The 20,164-nt window shown below is 44.1% G+C and carries 21 protein-coding genes, 1 pseudogene and 1 riboswitch; all 22 genes and pseudogenes read right to left on the bottom strand.

Features of this window, described 5'->3' with window-relative positions; all coding sequences use genetic code 11:
- Positions 1–8 precede the first annotated feature (8 nt).
- Positions 9–1,670 carry a propanediol/glycerol family dehydratase large subunit gene (locus RYK49_RS01850; protein ID WP_002896348.1) on the bottom strand — a complete coding sequence of 554 codons (1,662 nt, stop codon included), beginning with the start codon at positions 1,668–1,670 and terminating at the stop codon, positions 9–11.
- A gap of 21 nt (positions 1,671–1,691) precedes the next feature.
- A pseudogene (gene pduB / locus RYK49_RS01845) lies at positions 1,692–2,402 on the bottom strand (propanediol utilization microcompartment protein PduB); the annotation flags it as partial.
- A gap of 434 nt (positions 2,403–2,836) precedes the next feature.
- Positions 2,837–3,286 (bottom strand): cupin domain-containing protein, encoded by a 450-nt coding sequence (locus RYK49_RS01840; RefSeq protein WP_002896350.1) that lies wholly within the window; start codon positions 3,284–3,286, stop codon positions 2,837–2,839.
- 17 nt (positions 3,287–3,303) lie between these two features.
- Positions 3,304–4,398, bottom strand: coding sequence for an ethanolamine utilization protein EutH (locus tag RYK49_RS01835; protein ID WP_002929479.1), 1,095 nt, complete (start codon positions 4,396–4,398; stop codon positions 3,304–3,306).
- Positions 4,399–4,414: 16 nt separating this feature from the next.
- Positions 4,415–4,696: a EutN/CcmL family microcompartment protein gene (locus RYK49_RS01830; RefSeq protein WP_011836570.1), complete on the bottom strand. Its 282-nt coding sequence runs from the start codon at positions 4,694–4,696 to the stop codon at positions 4,415–4,417.
- Between the two features lie 14 nt (positions 4,697–4,710).
- Positions 4,711–5,358: an ethanolamine utilization protein gene (locus RYK49_RS01825; RefSeq protein WP_314830405.1), complete on the bottom strand. Its 648-nt coding sequence runs from the start codon at positions 5,356–5,358 to the stop codon at positions 4,711–4,713.
- A gap of 31 nt (positions 5,359–5,389) precedes the next feature.
- Complete coding sequence (eutD, locus tag RYK49_RS01820) at positions 5,390–6,016, bottom strand: ethanolamine utilization phosphate acetyltransferase EutD (RefSeq protein WP_002896361.1); 627 nt, start codon at positions 6,014–6,016, stop codon at positions 5,390–5,392.
- Between the two features lie 23 nt (positions 6,017–6,039).
- Entirely contained in the window at positions 6,040–6,681 is a 642-nt protein-coding gene (locus tag RYK49_RS01815; RefSeq protein ID WP_011836568.1) for a hypothetical protein, read from the bottom strand.
- A gap of 197 nt (positions 6,682–6,878) precedes the next feature.
- Positions 6,879–7,154 carry a propanediol utilization microcompartment protein PduA gene (pduA, locus tag RYK49_RS01810; RefSeq protein WP_002896373.1) on the bottom strand — a complete coding sequence of 92 codons (276 nt, stop codon included), beginning with the start codon at positions 7,152–7,154 and terminating at the stop codon, positions 6,879–6,881.
- A gap of 55 nt (positions 7,155–7,209) precedes the next feature.
- Positions 7,210–7,491 carry a propanediol utilization microcompartment protein PduA gene (pduA, locus tag RYK49_RS01805; protein WP_314830404.1) on the bottom strand — a complete coding sequence of 94 codons (282 nt, stop codon included), beginning with the start codon at positions 7,489–7,491 and terminating at the stop codon, positions 7,210–7,212.
- Positions 7,492–7,525: 34 nt separating this feature from the next.
- Positions 7,526–9,004 (bottom strand): acetaldehyde dehydrogenase (acetylating), encoded by a 1,479-nt coding sequence (locus RYK49_RS01800; protein ID WP_227964264.1) that lies wholly within the window; start codon positions 9,002–9,004, stop codon positions 7,526–7,528.
- A gap of 6 nt (positions 9,005–9,010) precedes the next feature.
- On the bottom strand, positions 9,011–9,574 hold the full coding sequence (locus RYK49_RS01795) for a BMC domain-containing protein (protein ID WP_314830403.1): 564 nt from the start codon (positions 9,572–9,574) through the stop codon (positions 9,011–9,013).
- Between the two features lie 15 nt (positions 9,575–9,589).
- Positions 9,590–10,243 carry an ethanolamine utilization microcompartment protein EutL gene (eutL, locus tag RYK49_RS01790; RefSeq protein ID WP_185761310.1) on the bottom strand — a complete coding sequence of 218 codons (654 nt, stop codon included), beginning with the start codon at positions 10,241–10,243 and terminating at the stop codon, positions 9,590–9,592.
- A gap of 15 nt (positions 10,244–10,258) precedes the next feature.
- Positions 10,259–11,179, bottom strand: coding sequence for an ethanolamine ammonia-lyase subunit EutC (gene eutC, locus RYK49_RS01785; protein WP_314830402.1), 921 nt, complete (start codon positions 11,177–11,179; stop codon positions 10,259–10,261).
- A 16-nt stretch (positions 11,180–11,195) separates the two neighbouring features.
- Positions 11,196–12,566, bottom strand: a complete 1,371-nt coding sequence (locus RYK49_RS01780; RefSeq protein ID WP_002903902.1) for an ethanolamine ammonia-lyase subunit EutB — start codon at positions 12,564–12,566, stop codon at positions 11,196–11,198.
- A 31-nt stretch (positions 12,567–12,597) separates the two neighbouring features.
- Entirely contained in the window at positions 12,598–14,031 is a 1,434-nt protein-coding gene (gene eutA, locus RYK49_RS01775; RefSeq protein ID WP_004188103.1) for an ethanolamine ammonia-lyase reactivating factor EutA, read from the bottom strand.
- A 112-nt stretch (positions 14,032–14,143) separates the two neighbouring features.
- Complete coding sequence (locus RYK49_RS01770; RefSeq protein ID WP_314830401.1) at positions 14,144–15,580, bottom strand: histidine kinase N-terminal domain-containing protein; 1,437 nt, start codon at positions 15,578–15,580, stop codon at positions 14,144–14,146.
- The gene (locus RYK49_RS01765; protein ID WP_002902510.1) at positions 15,580–16,155 is read right to left on the bottom strand and encodes an ANTAR domain-containing response regulator; all 576 of its coding nucleotides are present in this window, start codon (positions 16,153–16,155) and stop codon (positions 15,580–15,582) included. Before RYK49_RS01765 ends, RYK49_RS01770 begins: the two co-directional genes overlap by 1 nt.
- Positions 16,156–16,179: 24 nt before the next feature.
- The gene (locus RYK49_RS01760) at positions 16,180–16,524 is read right to left on the bottom strand and encodes a BMC domain-containing protein (RefSeq protein WP_002898216.1); all 345 of its coding nucleotides are present in this window, start codon (positions 16,522–16,524) and stop codon (positions 16,180–16,182) included.
- 96 nt (positions 16,525–16,620) lie between these two features.
- On the bottom strand, positions 16,621–17,763 hold the full coding sequence (locus tag RYK49_RS01755; RefSeq protein ID WP_314830400.1) for a 1-propanol dehydrogenase PduQ: 1,143 nt from the start codon (positions 17,761–17,763) through the stop codon (positions 16,621–16,623).
- Between the two features lie 310 nt (positions 17,764–18,073).
- Positions 18,074–18,222: riboswitch (adenosylcobalamin (AdoCbl) riboswitch) on the top strand.
- A 261-nt stretch (positions 18,223–18,483) separates the two neighbouring features.
- A complete protein-coding gene (locus RYK49_RS01750; protein ID WP_002915832.1) occupies positions 18,484–19,083 on the bottom strand; it encodes a cob(I)yrinic acid a,c-diamide adenosyltransferase in 600 nt (199 codons plus the stop codon).
- Between the two features lie 12 nt (positions 19,084–19,095).
- Positions 19,096–20,163: a nicotinate-nucleotide--dimethylbenzimidazole phosphoribosyltransferase gene (cobT, locus tag RYK49_RS01745; protein WP_314830399.1), complete on the bottom strand. Its 1,068-nt coding sequence runs from the start codon at positions 20,161–20,163 to the stop codon at positions 19,096–19,098.
- Between the last annotated feature and the right edge of the window lies 1 nt (position 20,164).

Raw genomic sequence — 20,164 nt, 5'->3', positions numbered from 1 at the left:
AGCTCCTCCTATACATCACGCGGGTCAATCGCTTTAGGAATGTCTTTGACTTTTTCCCATTCTTCGCCGACCAGACGATGGCCTGTACCGACACCAACATAGTCATTCGGTGAATTCACCGCTGAAATAACATTCCAATCTCGATCAAAGATAGCAGATGTTTGCAGGAAATCCCCTGCTACACGTTGCTTGAACAAATTGAGCAGCTCATTGGCAACTTCTGGGAAGCCATTATTAGCCAAGGCTTTGATCAAATCAGCCCCTTGAACTCCGCGTTCCAGAATACCTTGAGCAGCCTTGATATCTTCAACCTTATCCCGTTCTGGCATATCTTTAGAGCCATGAGCATAGGTCGCTGCTTCGACTTCTTCGTCGGTAATCGGCGGCAGACCCAAGCCCTTGAAAAGAGCTTGCATAACGCGTGCTGCCTTGTTCCGAACCTTTACAACTTCCTCTTCACGTACAGGACGAAGACCACCGTCTACCCGCAGGTCACGTTGCAAGACATTGTAGTCGTCAAAGTCTTCCGCATCCCAGTTAGATCCGGCAAACATATTGTCATAGTTTGGTGTAGCAGAGTAGCCAGAATTGATAAAGTCTGTACCTGGCGCAAACTGCATCAAAGTCCGAACAGAGCGACGTAAGTCTGAGTGAGTAAAGGTTTGGTCATTTGATGATGCACATTCCAAATCCAGCATGCTGGCAATCAAGTTTTCAGCAACGACCGCCCGAATACCACTCGGAACAGCTGCTGGAATACCGATACAGCTAACTGATCCATTCTGAGTTCCTTGAACTCCAGCTGCTTTTGTGACATAAAGACAGCGAGCTTCCAGATAGAGCATGGACTTGCCTTCGGCTTGTCCCATCTGTACTTCAGACCCTGTACCGGAAGTGAAGCGCATCTTGAGTCCACGAGAGGCATAGGCAGAAGCCAGAAAGGCCTTGGACCAAGGTGTATCATCTCCATCGGTGAAGACATCTTCTGTACCATAAACAGAGATGGTCTCAGCATAGGCCGTAAAGCCACGCATACCAAATTCTAGCTCTGTTGCTTCTTCCAAAGAGCACTGAGTCAGTACCCCAGGACGGCCCACTTGTGAGCCAATCATCAGAGACAGGGCGTTGAAAGGAGCATAACGCACTACGGCAACCGTTGTTTCCTGCTCTGCAAAACCGCGCAGAGCCCCTTCAGCTGCATCTGCTGCAATCTGCACTGGATTATCATTGACATTGGTAACGTGGGCTTGTGTAGCTGTTTGCTTACGGGTCCGCATCTTTTGCAGACACATCATGATTTCCACGACATTCATCTGATTGACTACTTCAATGATTTTAGCCGGAGTCATGGCCTTGGTCAGCTTGATAATTTCTGTCCGAGGTACATTCGGTGTCAATATTTTATTGGCAATCTCTCGTGAGTCCATCTGAATGACTTCTTCAGCCCGGCTCAAGTCAATCCCGTAGTTGGCAATGAACTGGTCAATCAGGTCAAATTCTTCTTTTGGTTTGCCGTCTAACTCAACCACTTTCCCATTTTGAATTTTGATACTGGGTTTAGGGTCATTGGGACTTTCCATAGCCACCAAACCTTCTTCAACCCATTCTTTTACAAATCCATCTTGGTTGATAGGGCGTTCGCTTAATACTTCAAAACGTTTGGATCTCATACCGTTTCCTCCCTCTCACTCTTAAATGTAAGATGGCTGTGAGTTGGTTGGCTCGTCACCCATACTACCTAAAAGTGCCAGTCCAACTTCACGCGCTGAGATAACTGATTGTCTAACCGCTCCAGAATCCCCACTGATAAAGAGGATGGCTTCGTTTGAGTGGCTAGTACCACCATTTCCTGGAGAAGCATAGCCAACAACAGTAACGTTGGCAGCCTTGACAGCTGTATCCGCCATAACAACACCAATAGCTGCAGGTGCTCCGACAATCAAGCCAAAAGCACGACCGTATTCAGCACCAAAGGCAGTCTGACAAGCATAGCTAGCACGCGCAGTATACTGAAGTTCAATATGCCCTGCATCATTAGCATAAACATCGCCGAAGGTTCGATCCACTTCCTTCAAGGTTACTTCCACAGCTCGTCTGACATCTGATACATCTTCACCGCCGAAGATGATCAAACTTCCGTGTCCAGCACCACCCTTAGTATCACGAGGTAATTCGATTTTAACAATTTCTGTATTGGTTGCTTTGACCGCTTCATCTGCGGCCATGATATGAGGACCCGCACCGGTACGAGCACCGACTACACCAATTGAGCGATAGCTCTTTTCTAGCTTCATAGCATCCAGCACCTGCTGATCCACATTGGCAATGACAAGTCCAATTGTATCGCCTATCGGATTAACACCGACAAATTCTGTAATATTGCATTTGTTTTCCATAAGACAGCTCCTTTCGCTGACATATTTTTTGAAGCGCTTACAATTTTAAGGAATAGGAAAATCAGATAAGAGAAACACCATAGCTATTCGCCTCTTTCTGATTCCTTTTTTTAACTTTTTTTGGGTCAAAAGAATAGATTATTCTAAGGTTTTCTGTTAAAATGAGTATGGTTGTTTTTTAAAAAGGAAGATTTTTCCGCGTTCTCCAAAAAAGCCTAACCAACTTTTTTAGGAATGCCAAGCTAAGCCTACAAGAAATATACTTGACAGGCCTTTCCCTTCAGAAATAACAATCGCAGAGGCAGATAACAGATGATAAACTTTTCGCAGGGTTGCTCATCTTTTATCTGTTTTTTTATTTTCCATCATTACAGAATGGCAGGACAGCAGGCCGCTGTCCTGCCATTCTAGTAAATCCGATAGTTCAAATCTCCAACAAACTAGCCTTGCCAGTCAGCCGGATAGGTCACATAGATAAAGCGGGCCTTATCTCTGACAGAGAACTGAATGTCGCTGCCTTTAGGGATAAAGAGTACTTCGCCAGGGCCAGCTGTCATGACTTCGTCACCAACGATAATATCAAGACGCCCTTCAATAACATAGTCCACTTCATCATAGTCCAGATGCCAAGGGAACGTTGTCTTTTCCATGGTCATCAGACCCAAGCCCAATCTTGGACTCTCGTCTAAGGTCAGCAAGTCTCGTGTATAAACTTGATGGCTCGCATCACCTGTATCCAAGCGATCTTCTGGACGAACATCCAGACCAGGCAGGGCGATAGAAGCTACACCTGCCTTGCTGACTTTCTTCCCACCATCTTTAGTGGCTAATTCTTCCAATAAAATCTTACGAACCAATGTTTCTAGGTCAGAACGATTAATATCTGCCATACTTCATACCTCCAAGTCTAAGCTTCCTTCTTCGTTAAGAAGAAAGCCAGTAATACCGCTGTGATACCGCCGACAAATTTACCAATCATCATCGGCACAATCATTTCCGGTTTTTGACCAGCTGTGAAGCCTAGGTGATCTCCGATAACAAAGGAAGCAGATACGGCAAAGGCTACGTTGATAATCTTACCGCGTTTGTCCATATCCTTCATCATCTGGAACATGGCAATGTTATTAGCCAGAGAAGCTACCAGACCAGCTGCACCAACTTCGTTCATTCCTAGGGATTTTCCGATAGCAGAAAGCGGTTTGTTGGCTACCTTGGTAAAGACAGCTACCAGACCAAAAGCTCCAGCCAAGGTTACAGCAATTGTTCCGACAACTTCAAAGGCTTCTTTCAGTGTTTCAGCACCTTTTGGATAGATGCTAATGAGCCATTCATTTCCAGTCAGAAGCTGCGCTGCACCAAAGGCCAAACCAAGCGTTGCCAAGATAACAATAATCTGACCAAACACTTCAAAACCTTTAATCATGGCATTAGGTGCCAAAAGCAATCCTACGAAAATCAGAGCTGATACAATGATAATCGGAATAAGATTGACAATCAAGGTTCCAAAAGGCAGGCCTGGTACGAAAAATCCTCCGAGGAGACAGCCAATCGGAACAGTTACCAAACCGTATAAGATTCCGCGAGCCAAAAACGGACGGTCATCTTTTTCGATAATACCCAAGGCAACTGGAATCGTAAAGACAATTGTTGGCCCCATCATAGAGCCCAGTACAAAGGCAGCGAAATTTCCTACTGCTGGATCCTGAGCCAGACTGAGAGCAAGAGGAGCTCCTCCCATATCATTGGCAATGAAGGTTGTCGCAAAGATAGACGGGTCAGCGCCCACCAAGCCATACAAAGGCACGACAATCGGTTTCAAGACATCCGCCAAGAGGGGAGCGATTACCATAATCCCAGCCATAGATAGAGCCAAAGCTCCCATAGCCATGATACCTTCTTCAAATTTTTCACTTAGTCCTAGTTTGCCACCGATACATTTATCCACTGCACCGATCAGCATGAATAGAACCATGATATAAATGATAATTTCATTGATACTCATAACATTACCTTAGTTTCTAATATTCTTCATCACTGTGATAGTCAACCTTGTCAATGATAGCCACAACGACCATATCCACAGGTATATTTACCTTATTCAGGCTCATACGGGCAGAACTGCCAGTGGTTACCATTACTTGGTCTCCTTCGCCTGCACCGATGCAGTCGGCCACAATAAGCAGAGCTGGGTCACTTTGATGTTCATTTAGCTGCCGTTCGACCACTAAAAATTTCAAACCATTTAAATTTTCGTCTTTTCTAGTCGCCCAAAGGCTTCCTTTTACTTTACCAACAAACATCTCTACCCACTCCTTTATTCTATGATTTCTATTTTTTGACGTTTTAGATAATCTCTCGCCAAGGCTGTCACAATCATTCCTTTTTCTATTTTAAAGCTTCCATTTTCAGGTAAGCCCATTTCTCTCAGCCTCTTCTCTGTAAGCAAAACCGGCTTGCTCGGAGCCTTAGTCTTCTGGCTGACTTCTTCTGCCACCGCCCGTTTCACTTCCGGGCGAGGCTCTTCAGCCTGATCGCTTTCTAGGAGTGCTAAGAGTTGGCCTTCTTTATAAAATTGCAGACCGTAGCGAATCAGCTTTTCGCGCTGTCCTTGCAGTTCCTGATACAAGTGCACTTTAGAAGATTGCTTGTACTGCTGAATAGCAAAGGCGCTGTCTGACACTAGGACTTTTTTGCCTTTCAAAAGACTCTTTAAAATGACTGCTTCCTCCACCGCCAAAGGGCAAAGGGATGAGAGTCTTAGAAAAGCATCAAAGCCAAGTGTCTCAACAACAATAATCTCTGCTGTGCAAGAATCTTTTATGACTTGAAAGCCTTCCCCTTCTAATAAGTCAGGAATCTTATCGCCTCCAATGACGTATACTGAGGGTTTCTGAGGCTTTTTCTTCAACTTTTCCATCAGGCGGTCTGTAATCAAATCTACCAAATGATCTAGATTTTCCATTCTTTACCTACCTTTTATTTGCTCATAGGACTTATTTTTTAATAATCCGTCCGCGTGTTCCTTTTTTGAAACCACAAGCATTGGCTTCATCGTAGTCAATATGCATATAGGTTGCAAATTTAGGACTAACACGGATGACCACATCATCAAAAATCAGCGGACGAGCACCTTCTACTCTGACTTGTACAATCTCGTGATTTTTCACATTCAGACGTTCGGCATCTTCCGGTGTCATATGAACATGACGCTTTGCTACAATCAGGCCTTTATCCAGACAAACTGCCTTGTCTCCATGAGCCAAGATGACACCTGGTGTTCCTTCAATATCGCCACTTTCGCGAATGGGAGCCTTGGTGCCCAGCTGCAAACAGTCTGTCAAGGAAACTTCTACCTGAGAATGTTTGCGAACAGGTCCCAGAATAACCACATTGTGAAAAGCGCCTTTTGGACCAACAACTGTCAGCCTTTCTTGACTAGCGAACTGGCCTGGCTGTGATAGGTCTTTTGCTTTTGTTAATTGATAGTTGGGACCAAACAAGGCTTCCAAATCTTCCTGACTCAAATGGACATGACGTCCGCTCGCTTCTACCTCAAATGACCCCTGCAATTCTTCCTGAACTTTATCAATTACTTTATTTACCAAATTTTCTAAAGTCATTGCTGTTCTTCTTTCTCTTGTTATTAGCTTGCTATCAACCAGAGCAAGACTTCAATTGATTTTAATAATTGAGAAACCTTACAAGCAAATTGATCTCTGTCACCATCAGCAGCCTGCTCCAATTCTTTGCGCAGGAGGGTCGTTTCGATATATGTTTCATAGCAATTCAGCTGCCAAGTCGGCTCTTGATAACTCATCATGACCGTTTCTTGATCTAGCTGTCGACTGACCCGAATAGCCTGCAATTCCGCATTGCTAGGCAGGTCTGTCTGGTAATCAGAAATATCATCCAGAATATGCTGGCCAACGATTTGTTCTACTATGTTCATCAGTTGGCCAACTTGCTCACACTTTTCATCCTGAAAAGCCTGATGCAATTCTCTCTGGTTCTTCAAAAAGCAAGTATAAAGTTTAGTCAGTCTAAATAGTCGTGGATACACAGCAGAGTCCTCAAGGTTTGTAATCGGCACCCTGATAGCATCAGCAGCTGAGTCTATTTTCCCTTTGGTCTGACCTGAACAGACAATTCGAATATGGTGATCATTGAGAAAACCTCTGGCTGCTGGCGTCAGTTTTTCATCTTTGTTTAATTCAAAGACACCGTTATCAGCGAGAACGGATTCTCTATAAAGCTTTCTGATCTTAGCTTCTGTAAAAACTGACATGTATTCACATCCTTCTACTCCGTTGATACTCTGTGAAAATCAATCTGATACTCTTCGAAAATCAACATTTTCGTTTACGTATAGAGCTACTGCCCATAAGCTTCATTTTCACTGAGTATTCTATTTGCCTCAGGGGCCTGTATCAGGCCTAAACGCTACAATACAGGCCCTTTCAGCAAATATTTATCTGTCCCAGATTATTTGGGCAGAATGACTTCCACTTCAGCATGTGGACGTGGAATTACGTGAACTGAAATCAATTCACCAACGTTTTCAGCTGCAGCTGCTCCAGCATCTGTCGCTGCTTTGACTGCGCCTACATCACCACGAACCATTACAGTTACCAAACCAGCACCGACTTGTTCTTTACCAATCAAAGTTACGTTAGCGGCTTTGACCATTGCATCAGCTGCTTCAATTGCGCCGACGAGTCCTTTTGTTTCTACCATTCCTAATGCATTTGCGTTTGCCATGTTTATTTCCTCCAATTATTTTCTTGTTTTTAATTTTATCCGAAAGTCTGTAATCTTATTCTTGATGAGGCAAGATTACTTCTACTTCTGCGTGTGGACGTGGGATTACATGAACTGAAATCAATTCACCAACGTTTTCAGCTGCAGCTGCTCCAGCATCTGTCGCTGCTTTGACTGCGCCGACATCACCACGAACCATTACAGTTACCAATCCTGCGCCAACTTGTTCTTTACCAACTAAAGTTACGTTAGCGGCTTTAACCATTGCATCAGCTGCTTCGATTGCGCCGACGAGTCCTTTTGTTTCTACCATTCCTAATGCATTTGTGATTGCCATGATTGTATCCTCCAATTTTAATGTTTAATATTGACTATTTTAGTTTTTCCAATACGCGTTGAACCAACAAGGTTACCAGTTCTTCTTCGTTTGATCCGTCAACAGCTACTGCTTTTGGTTCTTCCACCGCCATATTTTCTGCTTGTCGCAGGTCTGACAGTTCTGATGTACCGTAAGCTACACGACGGATATTGAAGAGATTGAGCGGACTGACATTATCAGATGTCGCGCTGCCACCCACTGCTCCACAACCCAAAGTAAAGGCTGGGAAGAGACCAGTCGTTGCACCGACACCACCCAGAGCTGCTGGCGTATTGATCAGCAGACGAGATACTGGTTTTTTCAGTGCAAATTCACGAATAATTTCTTCGTTTTGACTATGAATAGCAAGAGTGTGGCCTGCACCTTCGTGATGCAAAATCTTAATGCTCAGCTCACAAGCTTCCAACCAGTCCTTGACAGTGTAGAAGCCTAAGACTGGAGCCAGTTTTTCCATAGAATATGGATACTGCTTGCCGACGCCTGTTTCTTCTGCAATCAAGACCCGAGCATCTGCTGGAACTGAAATACCAGCTAACTCAGCAATCACCTGAGGTGTTTTACCAACCATCTTCGGATTCATCGCACCACTCGGCTGGATAATGAAGGAGCCTAGTTTCTTAGCATCTTCTGCTGGAACAAAGTATGCACCTTGTTTCTTGAACTCTGCTACAACCTTTTCCTTCATATCTTCTTCGACGATGATAGACTGCTCAGATGCACAAATCACACCATTGTCAAAGGTTTTAGAATCCAAAATCTGACGAACTGCTTTTGGCACATCTGCTGTTCTTTCGATGAAGGCTGGACCATTACCAGGACCTACACCGATTGCTGGTGTACCAGATGAGTATGCTGCTTTGACCATGGCATTTCCGCCAGTCGCCAAAATCAGATTTGTATCCTTGTGTCGCATCAACTCATTGGTAGCTGCGATGGATACCCGATGAATCGCACTGATGGCTCCATCCGGACATCCAGCTGACTTAGCAGCTTTCTTGATGATTTCCACTGTTTCCTCAATACTCTTAAGAGCATTTGGGTGAGGAGAGAAGACGATACTGTTTCCTGCCTTCAAAGCGATCAAAGCCTTATACATAACTGTTGATGTCGGGTTGGTTGATGGAATCAAGCCAGCGATGACGCCGACTGGAACCCCAACTTCCAAGACTTTCTTTTCCTTGTCTTCGCGGAGAACCCCAACAGTTTTCATATCCTTGATTTCTTCAAGAATACCTTTGGAAGCAAGAGCATTTTTTAATACCTTGTCTTCCCAGCGGCCAAAGCCAGTTTCCTGAGCCGCCATTTTCGCTAGGCGTTCACGCTCATCATAACAAGCTTTCGCTACTACTTTTACAATGGTATCAATTTGCTCTTGACTCATTTTAGCAAGTTCTGCTTGGGCTTTCTTTGCATCCCGAATCAAATTCCTTACTTCCTGAATCGATACCAAATCTTTATCTTCTAAAAACATCCGCAATTACTCCTCTCCTATTGTTTCCATCAAAGTCTCAACTAGAAGTTTCTTGTTGGCAAATTTGATTTCTTTCTTGCTGAGACGGATACCTTCTTGATGATAGGCAAGGCTGCGTAGTTCGACGACTTTTAGTTTTTCCAGTTTTTCTCTGGTGTAGGTCCTTGTCTCTCCTTCAAGCTTCTCTGCTGGTTCAGCCTTAGTTTCCTTTACAGGCTGAGGCTTTTCTTCGATTTTTTCTGAAGGGATTGTTTCCGCCGTAGAAGCAATCTCTTTTTTAGCTGTTTTACTGTTTCTCTTTGGTACAAAGAGAATGTCTGTCTGGTTATCCAGCCTAGAAATTACATGGCTGGCCAGATAGTAAGGTTTATCCTGTACCAACTCAACTGCCGCATCAACCGCTGAGCGGACTGCACTGACATCGCCTATTAATTGAACTGTGTTCAAACCAGCTTTGACCGTTTCAATATTAAGCAATGATACATTGGCAGCCTTCAAAGCCGCATCTGCCGCAACTACAGCACCTAGATAACCTTTTACTTCAATTAAACCTAGTGCTCTATCTGCCATTTAATCAACTCCTAATCAATAACTTTTAGGATCATTTGCTACTGCGATGACTGCATTCGCAAATGCGTCGCAGGCAGCTCGGCAGGCTGACTGTGATCCAACCAGAAGTCCGCCGGCAAAGTTGGTTTCACTCGGTGGTCCGTAGAAGGCGCCAACCTGCACATCTGCCGCTTTCAAAGCCGCATCCAGTGCTACCATAGCTTCACCCGGTGGAGCAATCAAGTAAGCAATTGCTGTTCCTTCTTCTGCATTAGCACCCTCTGATAGGTAAGAACCTGCACGAGAGATACAATGTGCAAAATAAGGAATGCTGTCATCGTCATTAGCACTGTAGAAGCTAGCCCCATTTTCGATTTCATAGACTACTACATCCAGACCGCTGCGAACTTCTTCTGGGTTTGGACCAGCCAAGATACCGATGACTTCACCAGCCAGCTTAGTTGAAGCGTTGCCTGCACCAGCATACATACTGCGAGCATAGACAACTTCGACATCTGCTGCCTTGGTAGCTTCATCCAAGGCTACATAAGTGACATCATCACAGTCAGAAGTGATAATGCCCAGGCTTCTGTGATGTGGTTTAAGCTCCAAAGAAGCTGCCAAACCTGCATCCACGTTTGAAATCAGAAGGGCACTTAATACACTTGCACCTAATCGATCATTTTTCAAAGCCACTACCTCCTATTATTTCAAATCAATTCCTGATTTCTTATTATCAAGAATCTTCTTAATGATTTCTGCTACATAGGCTCCAGCTTCAACGGCTGGTGTTCCGCCTTTATGAATATTGGAAACAACAGTCCGTTTCGCTTCCGGCATACCAACTGTTGGCTTGTAAGCCAGATAAGCACTCATGGACTCAGCTGTTACCAGACCTGGACGCTCACCGACCAGCATACAGATAACTTCTGCTCCAGTCAATTCTGCTATTTGGTCCATAGCTGCAACCCGAGCATGCTTGATAAAGAGTACTTCGCCAAAGTCCAGTCCGAACATTTTCAGACCTTGCTTCAGAGCTGGCAAGAAGTCTTTGACATTAGCCTCGATAGCTGATGAGCTAAGACCGTCACCAACGACAATCTGAACTTTGGCATTAGGTTTGCATTTTTCTTTGATAATCGCCTGCTGATCTTCAGGGAAGACCCGACCAAAATCTGGACGTGTCAAGTACTCATCCTTAGTTGCTGCCTTGGTCTGTACAGGAATGAAGCCCATTTCCTTAACAAATTCATCAGATACGTAAGAGAAGACCGCATCCTGAGCTGCCGCATGGTCTGCACGGAAACGCAAAACACTTTGTGTCTTGTAGCGATCACCTGCCCGCCATAAGCCCAGACGTGCCGGAGTAAATTTCTTAATCTTCCTGTAGGCTTCTTCATTGATGGCATTCGGAACCAAGAACTGTTCCTGAATATCTACTTCTGTTATATCAGGAATGATGCCATCTTCAATCACCGAAGTATCTTGTTTGACTTCTTCCTGCAGAGAAACCGCAGGTTTTGCAGCTTTGTTCTGGTCAGTCGCTGCTGTTTCTTTAACAGCTGAGTCGCCGCCCATCTCATTTAACAATGAGCGAATCATTTCTTTTAATTGCAATTCATCCACAATGATTTCCTCCTTGCTAATTTGATTTCATAAAGATGGATCCGTCTCCGCCGATTTCTGTCAGGTGACCATCTTCCATCAAGCCCATCTTTTCCATCCACTCTTCAAATTCCTTGATCGGACGTTTATTGAGAAGTGAACGCATGGTTGCTGTTTCATGGTAACCAGTTGTTTGATAGTTAAGCATGATATCGTCACCATGAGGAATCGCCATGATGTAGTTAACATTAGCTGCTCCGAGAAGAACCAAGAGATTTTCAGCGTCGTTTTGGTCAGCCTTCATGTGGTTAGTGTAGCAGATATCACAACCCATTGAGATACCAGTCAGTTTGCCCATGAAGTGGTCTTCCAAACCAGCACGGATAACTTGCTTAGAATCATAGAGATATTCAGGTCCGATAAATCCAACAACGGTATTTACCAAGAATGGATCGAAGCGTTTAGCGAAACCATAACAACGAGCTTCCATAGTCACTTGGTCTGCTCCATGGTGAGCGTCAGATGAAAGTTCAGAACCTTGACCTGTTTCAAAGTACATGACATTCGGTCCAGCAGCTGTTCCCACTTTCAGAGCTGTATCCCAAGCTTCTTGAATGATTTTAGCATCAAAACCAAAGGCTTCATTTCCTTTTTCAGATCCAGCGATAGATTGGAAGACCAATCCTGTCGGAGCACCTTGATTCATGGCTTCAATCTGAGTAGTAACGTGAGCCAGCACACAGTGCTGAGTTGGAATCTTGTACTCTTCGATGAAGTCGTTAAACTTATGCAAGACACGTTTGGTACTTTCCACAGAGTCGTCTACTGGGTTCAATCCTAAGAGAGCATCCCCACATCCATAAGCAAAACCTTCCATAGTAGAAGCCATGATACCGTCTGGATCGTCTGTGGTATGGTTTGGTTGAAGACGAGAAGAGAATGTTCCCGGCATACCAATCGTTGTATTGGCATGTTTAGTAATGACAATCTTATTGGCAGCTACAATCAAGTCCAAGTTGGTCATCAACTTAGCAACCGCTGCTACCATTTCCGAAGTCAACCCACGAGACAGCCACTGAATGTCCACGTTCTTAGTCTTGTTATCCAAGATCCACTCACGCAATTCTTCTACTGTCCAATTCTTAATCTTTTCGTAAGTACGAAGATTGACGTCGTCAATGATAATCCGTGTTACCTCATCTTCTTCATAAGGCACTACCGGATTATTGAACAAATCAGACAGTTTCAGCTGAGCTAGTACAACCTTAGCAGCGACACGCTCTTCAGCAGATTCTGCTGCTACTCCGGCTAGCTGGTCTCCGGATTTGTACTCATTGGCTTTGGCCAGCACTTCTTTTACGGATTTAAATTCGTAAAGCCGACCAAACAATTTTGTTTTCAAAATCATGGATTACTTCCTCCTTTGTGTAAATAAAAGTTTAATTAAACACCAATGTTTTCACGACAATCGGTAGGACTGAGCCTTCAATGACTGGATTACCAATATCGATATAGTCGCCATTTTGAACATCAACTGAGTCAATGCAGACAAATGGATAATCCTTAGGCAACTGAGCAAAGAGACATTGACCTAAAACTTTGGCCATATCTTCTCTGACCACCACTAGCAGCGGAATTTTCTTTTCAATGCTTTCGCTCATTCCGCTGACAATAGCCTCTGCGTATTCCAAAACCCGGGCGAAGCTTGGGCTTTTTTCTCCATTGATTGCCAAAGCTACCTGCTGGACTTCATTTTCCAGTGTGAACCAGGCTACCTTGTCCTTGATAATCTGCTGCAACCCCTCCTTATCCTCATGCTCATCAGAAGCAGCCAGTTTGAGAACTGGAATGTTCTTAATAGGGAGGATATCGGAGATGTAGGTAATGGTGCTGCCGCTGACATCGGTCGTATGGCTGCCCGCTCCAACAACGGTTGCCCGAATGGTCTCAGCTGACTGGATGACTTTCTTTTGATCAAAAATCTTGGATTTGCTCAGCGCTCTGCCAAGCAGGATACCGATATCCCCATAGCGGAAGTCATCCGCCGAGGTCGTTTCCAAGTATATTCCATCAGCTACACCACCAGAGAAAGATACGCAGTGGAGATCATAGTTCAACTTGAGACCGTGGTTGGTCTGTAGGAGCTCATAGTAAGGACTGTGATTGTCAATTCCTACAGACTGTTCTAATACGGAGACCATTTCTTGAATCAGCCGATCCAAATCAGCCCGATGGACCGTTTCACCAACTGCCAGCTGAAGCCCCTGCTCTGCAATGATAGTCTGCAGTTTCGGAGCAATATAGCTAATCCGCTGGGTCTGCGGATCCATCTTTATCAGCCGACCTCCGATATCAAAACACCCTGTATCAATCACATCTCCTTCTCGGAAGACCGCCAGATTGGAAGTCCCCCCACCAATATCAATATTGACTACTGATGTATGATGCTCTTGAGAATACTGATGACTGCAGGCCCCTTTACCAGCGATGATGCTCTCAAGATCTGGACCAGCCGTCGCAACGACAAAATCACCAGCATAACCACTCAGTGCTTGAAGCACCTGACTGGCATTTTCCTTGCGAGCCGTCTCACCAGTAATGATGACTGCCCCCATCTGAATATCTTTTTTCTGAATGCCTGCTTTCGCATACTCATTCAGAACAAAGTTTTTGATCTTATCTACCTCGATCAAAAGTTGATCCGAAATTGGTGTGAAGATAATTTCACTTTTATAAAGAACTTTTTTATCTGTAATATAGACACGAGGAATAGTAAACACAGAAGCAATATTCTCGATGGTAAGCTCTGACAAGATCAGCTGTGTAGTGGCTGTCCCGATATCGAGCCCCACACTCAAAATTTTATCTGACATACTAAAAACCTCCAAAAAAAGACGCTCAAAGCAATGCAAACAAACAGAGTTCATTTACATTCTTCAAGCGTCATTGCTTTTTCGACTGACATCATTGTTAGTCTGGTAGTATTTATTTTTTAAAACGAATGGTCGTTGTCGTCCCCTCATGGTCTGAGTGGATAGACAAGGTTCCAAACAATTTTCCTTGGACAAAGCGCTCCACCAAGAGTAGACCCAAATGATTCTCAAAGGAATGCTCTTGGTTGTAACCGCTACCATTATCCAGTACTTTTAAAGTTATTATATCATTTTTAAATCCAACCTGCAAATGGATTTGCGGTTTTTCTGGATATTTTTTGTCCTTAAAAGCATGTTCATAGCTGTTCTGCAGTAATTCATTGACGATTAGCGCCAGTGAAGTAGCCCGACTGCTGTCAAGACAGAGTTCCGGTTCCAAGCTGTAGGTCAGGGCTATTTCCCTATGCCCGGAAAAACAGCGCTGAACATTTTCGATAACTTTTTTCAGCAGATGCTCAATCTGAATGCTGTCATCCTGCTGAGAAGACAGGAGCTCGTGGGTCGCTGCTATAGAGAGCACACGATTCATACTGTCATTAAGAGCTTTTTTGGTATCTGCTCCTGGACTTTGCTGAGCCTGTAGTCGCAGCAAGGAAACAACGGTTTGCAAGTTATTCTTTACCCGATGGTTCATTTCACGAATGGTAGTTGTATGGGTTAAGAGCTGCGCTTCCTTTTCCTTAATATCTGTAATATCCTTACAGATCATGACCACATTTTCACTCTCAGCCAGCAAATAGCGTTTGACCAAAAAGCAATAAGTGCCATAATGTACCTCAACTTGGTGAGGTTTTTCTTGGGGAGCTTGCGGTCCCAGTTGCTGGATTTCTTCAAAAGTCAGACTATCTAAGACCAGATTGCTGTAGTGCATTCCCTCAATCGAGTCCATATAGCCCAACTTATGGCGATAAGAATCGGCAGCTGCTTGATTGAAATACTTGAGATAACCTTGCCGGTCAAAGACCAGACAAGCTTCATCTATATGATCAAATAAAACAAACTGCTCTTGCGCCGAAATCTCAGGAGTGCTCCGTAACTCAAAACCGTCGTTCTCTTTATCTAAAGAAAAGTGGTCCGGTAAAGTCTGAGGAGCATTTCTTTCGATAATCAGCGTTCCAATGACGCGCTCTTCTCTCACTATCGGAAAGACCGTCTGATGGATGGCTAAGCCCTCCTGCGATCTGGCCGAAAGCCCTATCGAAGGAGCGCCCGTCTCCAAGGTCCGGATAACACCTGGCTCATTTTCCAGATAGGCCATAGCACCTACAACCGAGTTTTCGTACAAGCTGAGCTTGCTTTCCGGTTTTTTGTGAAAGATGACAATGGCATGTTCCGAAAAGATGTTCTTTACATCAATGAAGACATCTTCATTAGCATAAGCTGAGTTTTTCAATAATTCGTCAGCCTGTTGGACAAGATGCTCGATATCAGCCTCATCCAAATTTGTCTGTTCCTGACAAAGCTGCTTTATCTTATCTTTATACATCATTACACATCATCTTGGAGCACCAGCAATTTAGCAATCTCAATCATCGGCACTCTCTTTTGCATACTAATTGTTCGAATGCGCTTAAAAGCTTCTGGCTCTGACAAATGATCACGAGCCATCAGCAAGCCTTTGGCCTTTTCAATCACAATCCGATCGTCTATCTTTTTCGACAGCTTGACCATTTCATTGGACATCTGCTGAAGCTGGCGGCCCTTCTCAATGCAGACCTCTACCATTGGAATCAAGGACTTGGCATCCAAAGGTTTAACCAAGTAAGCACTAATTCCATTGGTTTTAGCTTTTTGAACATAGTGTTCATCACTGTAGGCTGACAGTAGAATCACACTGTAGGCTAAAGCATCTTCGAGTATCTTCTTACCCGCTGTCAGGCCATCCAGAAGCGGAAGCTTGATGTCCATCATGACCAAGTCACAACGATATTTCTGACACAAATCAATAGCCTCAAAGCCATCGGATGCCTCAGCCACCACTTCATAATCAGCTGCTTCTAATATATTTCGGATATCTAATCTTACAATTGGATCATCATCAACAATTAGTATTCTGCCTTTCATACTTCCCCTCGACAGTTTGATTTTTTATGTCCGCGTTACGACAGTGCTGGAGAAGCCCAAAATCTCTTCCAGACCTTGTAAAACGGCAATGAGAGCTGCCTCAACAGAAGAAACGTCACCTGTCATCACGACAGAGCCGCTGAAACGATCCACAAAACCAACTTGAACATCCGCAGCCTTGGTCGCAATATCAACCGCAATGATAGCCGCTTCACTCGGAGTGATCGTCAAGATTCCAATCGCATCCTTGATTTCTGCCTGCAATCCTAACTTTTCAAAAATGACTTCATCAGGATTGGCGATAAGGTGCGCCAAGGTCACTTGTTTCCCAGGAACGTATTCCTGTATCATTCTTTGTTTTTCTTCCAATTTAGTAAACCTTCTTCATGATTTTAAACGTTCAGAAGTGTACTGCATGCTCTTAATCATTATACAATAATTTTGGCATAACAGCAATTCAGAGGATTAAAACGCTTTCTCTAATACTTTAAGCAGTTCTTCTGCCGTAGGGACACGAGGGTTCGTCGGAGTACAGCCATCATGCAGAGCAGCTTCTGAAATTTCTACCTTGTACTGAGCAAAAGCATCTGCTTTCACACCATATTCTCTTAGAGAAGTTGGCATCTCCAGCTTTCTTTGTAGTTTCTTGATGGCTTCAACCAGCTGTCTTACTCCTGACACAGGACTTGAAGCACTGCATCCCAGTAGTTTGGCAATATCCTGATAGCGGCTCGCTACAGTCTTGTCTGTCGCCTGCCGGTTCCGATTGTTGAATTCGATACCAGCATTATACTGAATGACATGGGGCATTAAAATACTGTTTAAACGACCATGAGGTACATGGAACTTAGCTCCTGCCGCATGTGCCAGACTGTGATTGATACCCAAAGAAGCTGTGTTAAAGGCCATACCAGCCAGAGTGGATGCTGCATGCATCTTTTCACGCGCTTCTACATCCTGACCATTTTTGTAGGCTTTGGGCAAGTATTCAAAGACCAGCTTGATTGCCTTTTCAGCCAAGGCATCAGAGAAGTCCGTAGCCTTGGTCGATACATAAGCTTCAATGGCATGGGTCAGTACATCCATTCCAGTGTCAGCCGTGATGTTACCAGGAAGTGACAGAACCAAATCCGCATCTAAGATCGCAACATCCGGAAGGATTTCTTTGGTCACTAAAGGATATTTGGTACCTCTCTCTGCATCCGTGATGACAGAAAAGGACGTTACTTCAGATCCAGTTCCGCTTGTCGTCGGAATGGCGATGAGAATGGCCTCTGAGAAAGCACCCTGCTTCTTGGCAAAATAATACATAGCCTTGGAAGCATCAATGGCAGAGCCTCCGCCAATAGAAAGCACAATGCTGATTGGCTTGTCTCCTGCACTCTTGATACCAGCCACAACCGTTTCGATTGGCGGATCAGGCACAATATCTGTGAAAACAACAATATCATTGCTGTTATCAAAGTTGGCTAAAATAGCATCCAGCGTGCCAGATGTCTTCAAAAAAGGATCGGCAACGACTAAAATATGCTCGTTTTTATAATAGCTTAATTGCTGCAGAGCGCCCTTGCCCACATGCAATTCAGTCTTATAGTAAATCTTATACATCTTTTCTCCTTTCTGTTGTATCTGTTTTTAAACAAAAAGAAGCTATATGAAAATAAGACTGCTCCCCTACACACGTCACAGCATTTTCATATAGCTTCATTGCTTATTTATCTTCAGTACCCCTTTGTACTATATTGAATTATAACACAAAAGCGCTTTCATGGCAATGAAAAAGTCATTAATATAAGAAGTTTTTAGTGCCGCATCCCCTTGCAAAGCCAAGCTTATTTGAAGGATTAAATTTCTATTAAAAATTGATTCATTTTCCTTGTAATTACCTGTGAAAGGTGTTACAATCTAGTTACTAGGAAATTGATTTTAGTACTTTTAAGGATATGGAAGTCTGGTGCAAATCCAGCGCGGTCCCGCCACTGTGATAAGCTTTTCAGCTTTAAGTCAGGTCTTTATTCTTAAATTTTAGTAGATTTCATGCCTCGATGTAAGGTAGTGATGTCAGTTTGGAACAAACATTTTAGCTTAGTTTCCATTATTGACTCTACGTTTAAGTACGTTAATTTTCTAAAGATGAGGTTTCTCTTGTCTTTCTGCAAAGGAGCAGAGTCAATAATTGGAAAGCTAGTGCTAATCAACGAAGCTTAGCATGAAGATACAATGATGTATAGGCGGCTTTCTTTTTTTAGAAGATTAAAATAAGTTCTGTCCTTCCAAGACTTGGTAAAAGTCAATTTGGAAAGACAGAACTTTTTCTGTTTCTTTTTATCACTGGCGCTTGCTTGCCCAACGCTCAACATCCGCCTTGGTGATATTGTGGAAGACCTTGGCACCTCTTTCATAGGCCACGTCTTCTTGATGTTTGGTAAAGTTGATTACTCGAGCCAAGGCAAAGAAGTAATCTGACAAACGGTTGACAAAAATCAGGACATTATTGTTAATTTCTGTAGTCCACATGGTCCCTACGATATGACGCTCTGCCCGTCTTGCAATGGTCCGAGCCACATGAATCATGGAAGCAATCTCGTCACCGCCTGGCAGGATAAACCTTTCCAGAGCCGGTGGAATTTCTGCGTAGGTATCAATCCTCTCCTCAATCCAGTCAATCAGCTGCTGATCGACCTTATAAGGGTAAACTCCCTGAGGCGTAGAGAGGTCTGAACCACAGTCAAAGAGATAATGCTGCAGCTGGAGCAGCTCATCTCTCAGCTTATCATCCTTGTCCAGCTTGGTAATGGTATAACCAATCCAAGAGTTCAGCTCATCAATGGTTCCGTAAGCATTAACTCGCTCTGCATCCTTGGCGACACTTTGGCCGCCAACTAGCTTGGTCAAGCCCTTGTCACCTGTTTTTGTATAGAGTTGCATATTTTTCCTCCTTTAAGTCACATTTTTGCGAATATCAACATAATCTTCTTCTTTCAAGCTGCCTTCTGCAAAGGTTGGCATGTGCTCCATGGTATAAACAGCATTTTCCAGCAGAAAGAAAGCCAAAGGACAGCCCGAGCCTTCACCCAGTCGCATGTCCAGCAAAAGCATGGGATCCAGTCCTAGAAAGTCACTGACCAGTCTATAAGCAGGCTCCGTCGAAGCATGGGAAGCAAAGCTATAGTCCAAGACATGAGGAGTCAGCTGATGGGCAATCAGAAGCCCCGTCAGAGAGATAAGGCCATCCACTACACATGGCAACTGATAGCGGGCACAGGCAAGATGAGTGCCTGCCATAGCCAGCATATCTAGCCCACCAAGCTTGGCGGTCAGATCCAGAATATCTCCATAAGGAGCGTGGCAATCCAAACACTGCTGGATAACGGCAGTTTTATGAGCCTTCATATCCTGAGTCAGACCAGCTCCATAGCCTGTGACATCTTCTGCTTTTAGACCGAGAACTGCAGCAATGACAGCAGCCGAGGTGGTGGTGTTGCCAATCCCCATTTCTCCTGTTCCAAAGAGACGATATCCGTCTTTAATCAAGGCCTCTGTCTTCTTGTAGCCGACTAGAATTGCCGCTATAGCCTGCTCATGGGTCATGGCTGGTTCCCTGAGCATATTGCGCGTCCCATGACAGACCTTGTCCTGATTTTCCTCAAAGATATCTTTCTTGCAGCCAATGTCTACCAGGCAGATGTCTGAACCTGCATGTTTGGAAATAGCACATAAGCCTGACTTCCCAGCTAGAATATTGCGAGCAACAGTATAGGTCGTTTCCTGAGGGTTGGCAGAAACGCCTTCAGCCACAATGCCATTATCTGCCACATAGACGAGGACAATCTTCTTCTCTAGGTCAATAGGTCCAGAAAACATGGCATGCAAGCGAGCATAGATAGTCTCGAGCTTTCCCAAGGACCCCGGAGGTTTCCCTAATTGATCACAATAGCGCTGGCCTTCTTGAACCTTGTCTTTGTCTATCGGAAGAATCTGCTCAATAATTTTTTCTAAGTCTTTCAAA

This window comes from uncultured Streptococcus sp., assembly GCF_963525625.1.
Classification (GTDB): Bacteria; Bacillota; Bacilli; order Lactobacillales; family Streptococcaceae; genus Streptococcus.
The sequence above is the reverse complement of the archived record's forward strand: the minus strand, read 5'-3'. Positions and strand labels throughout refer to the sequence as shown.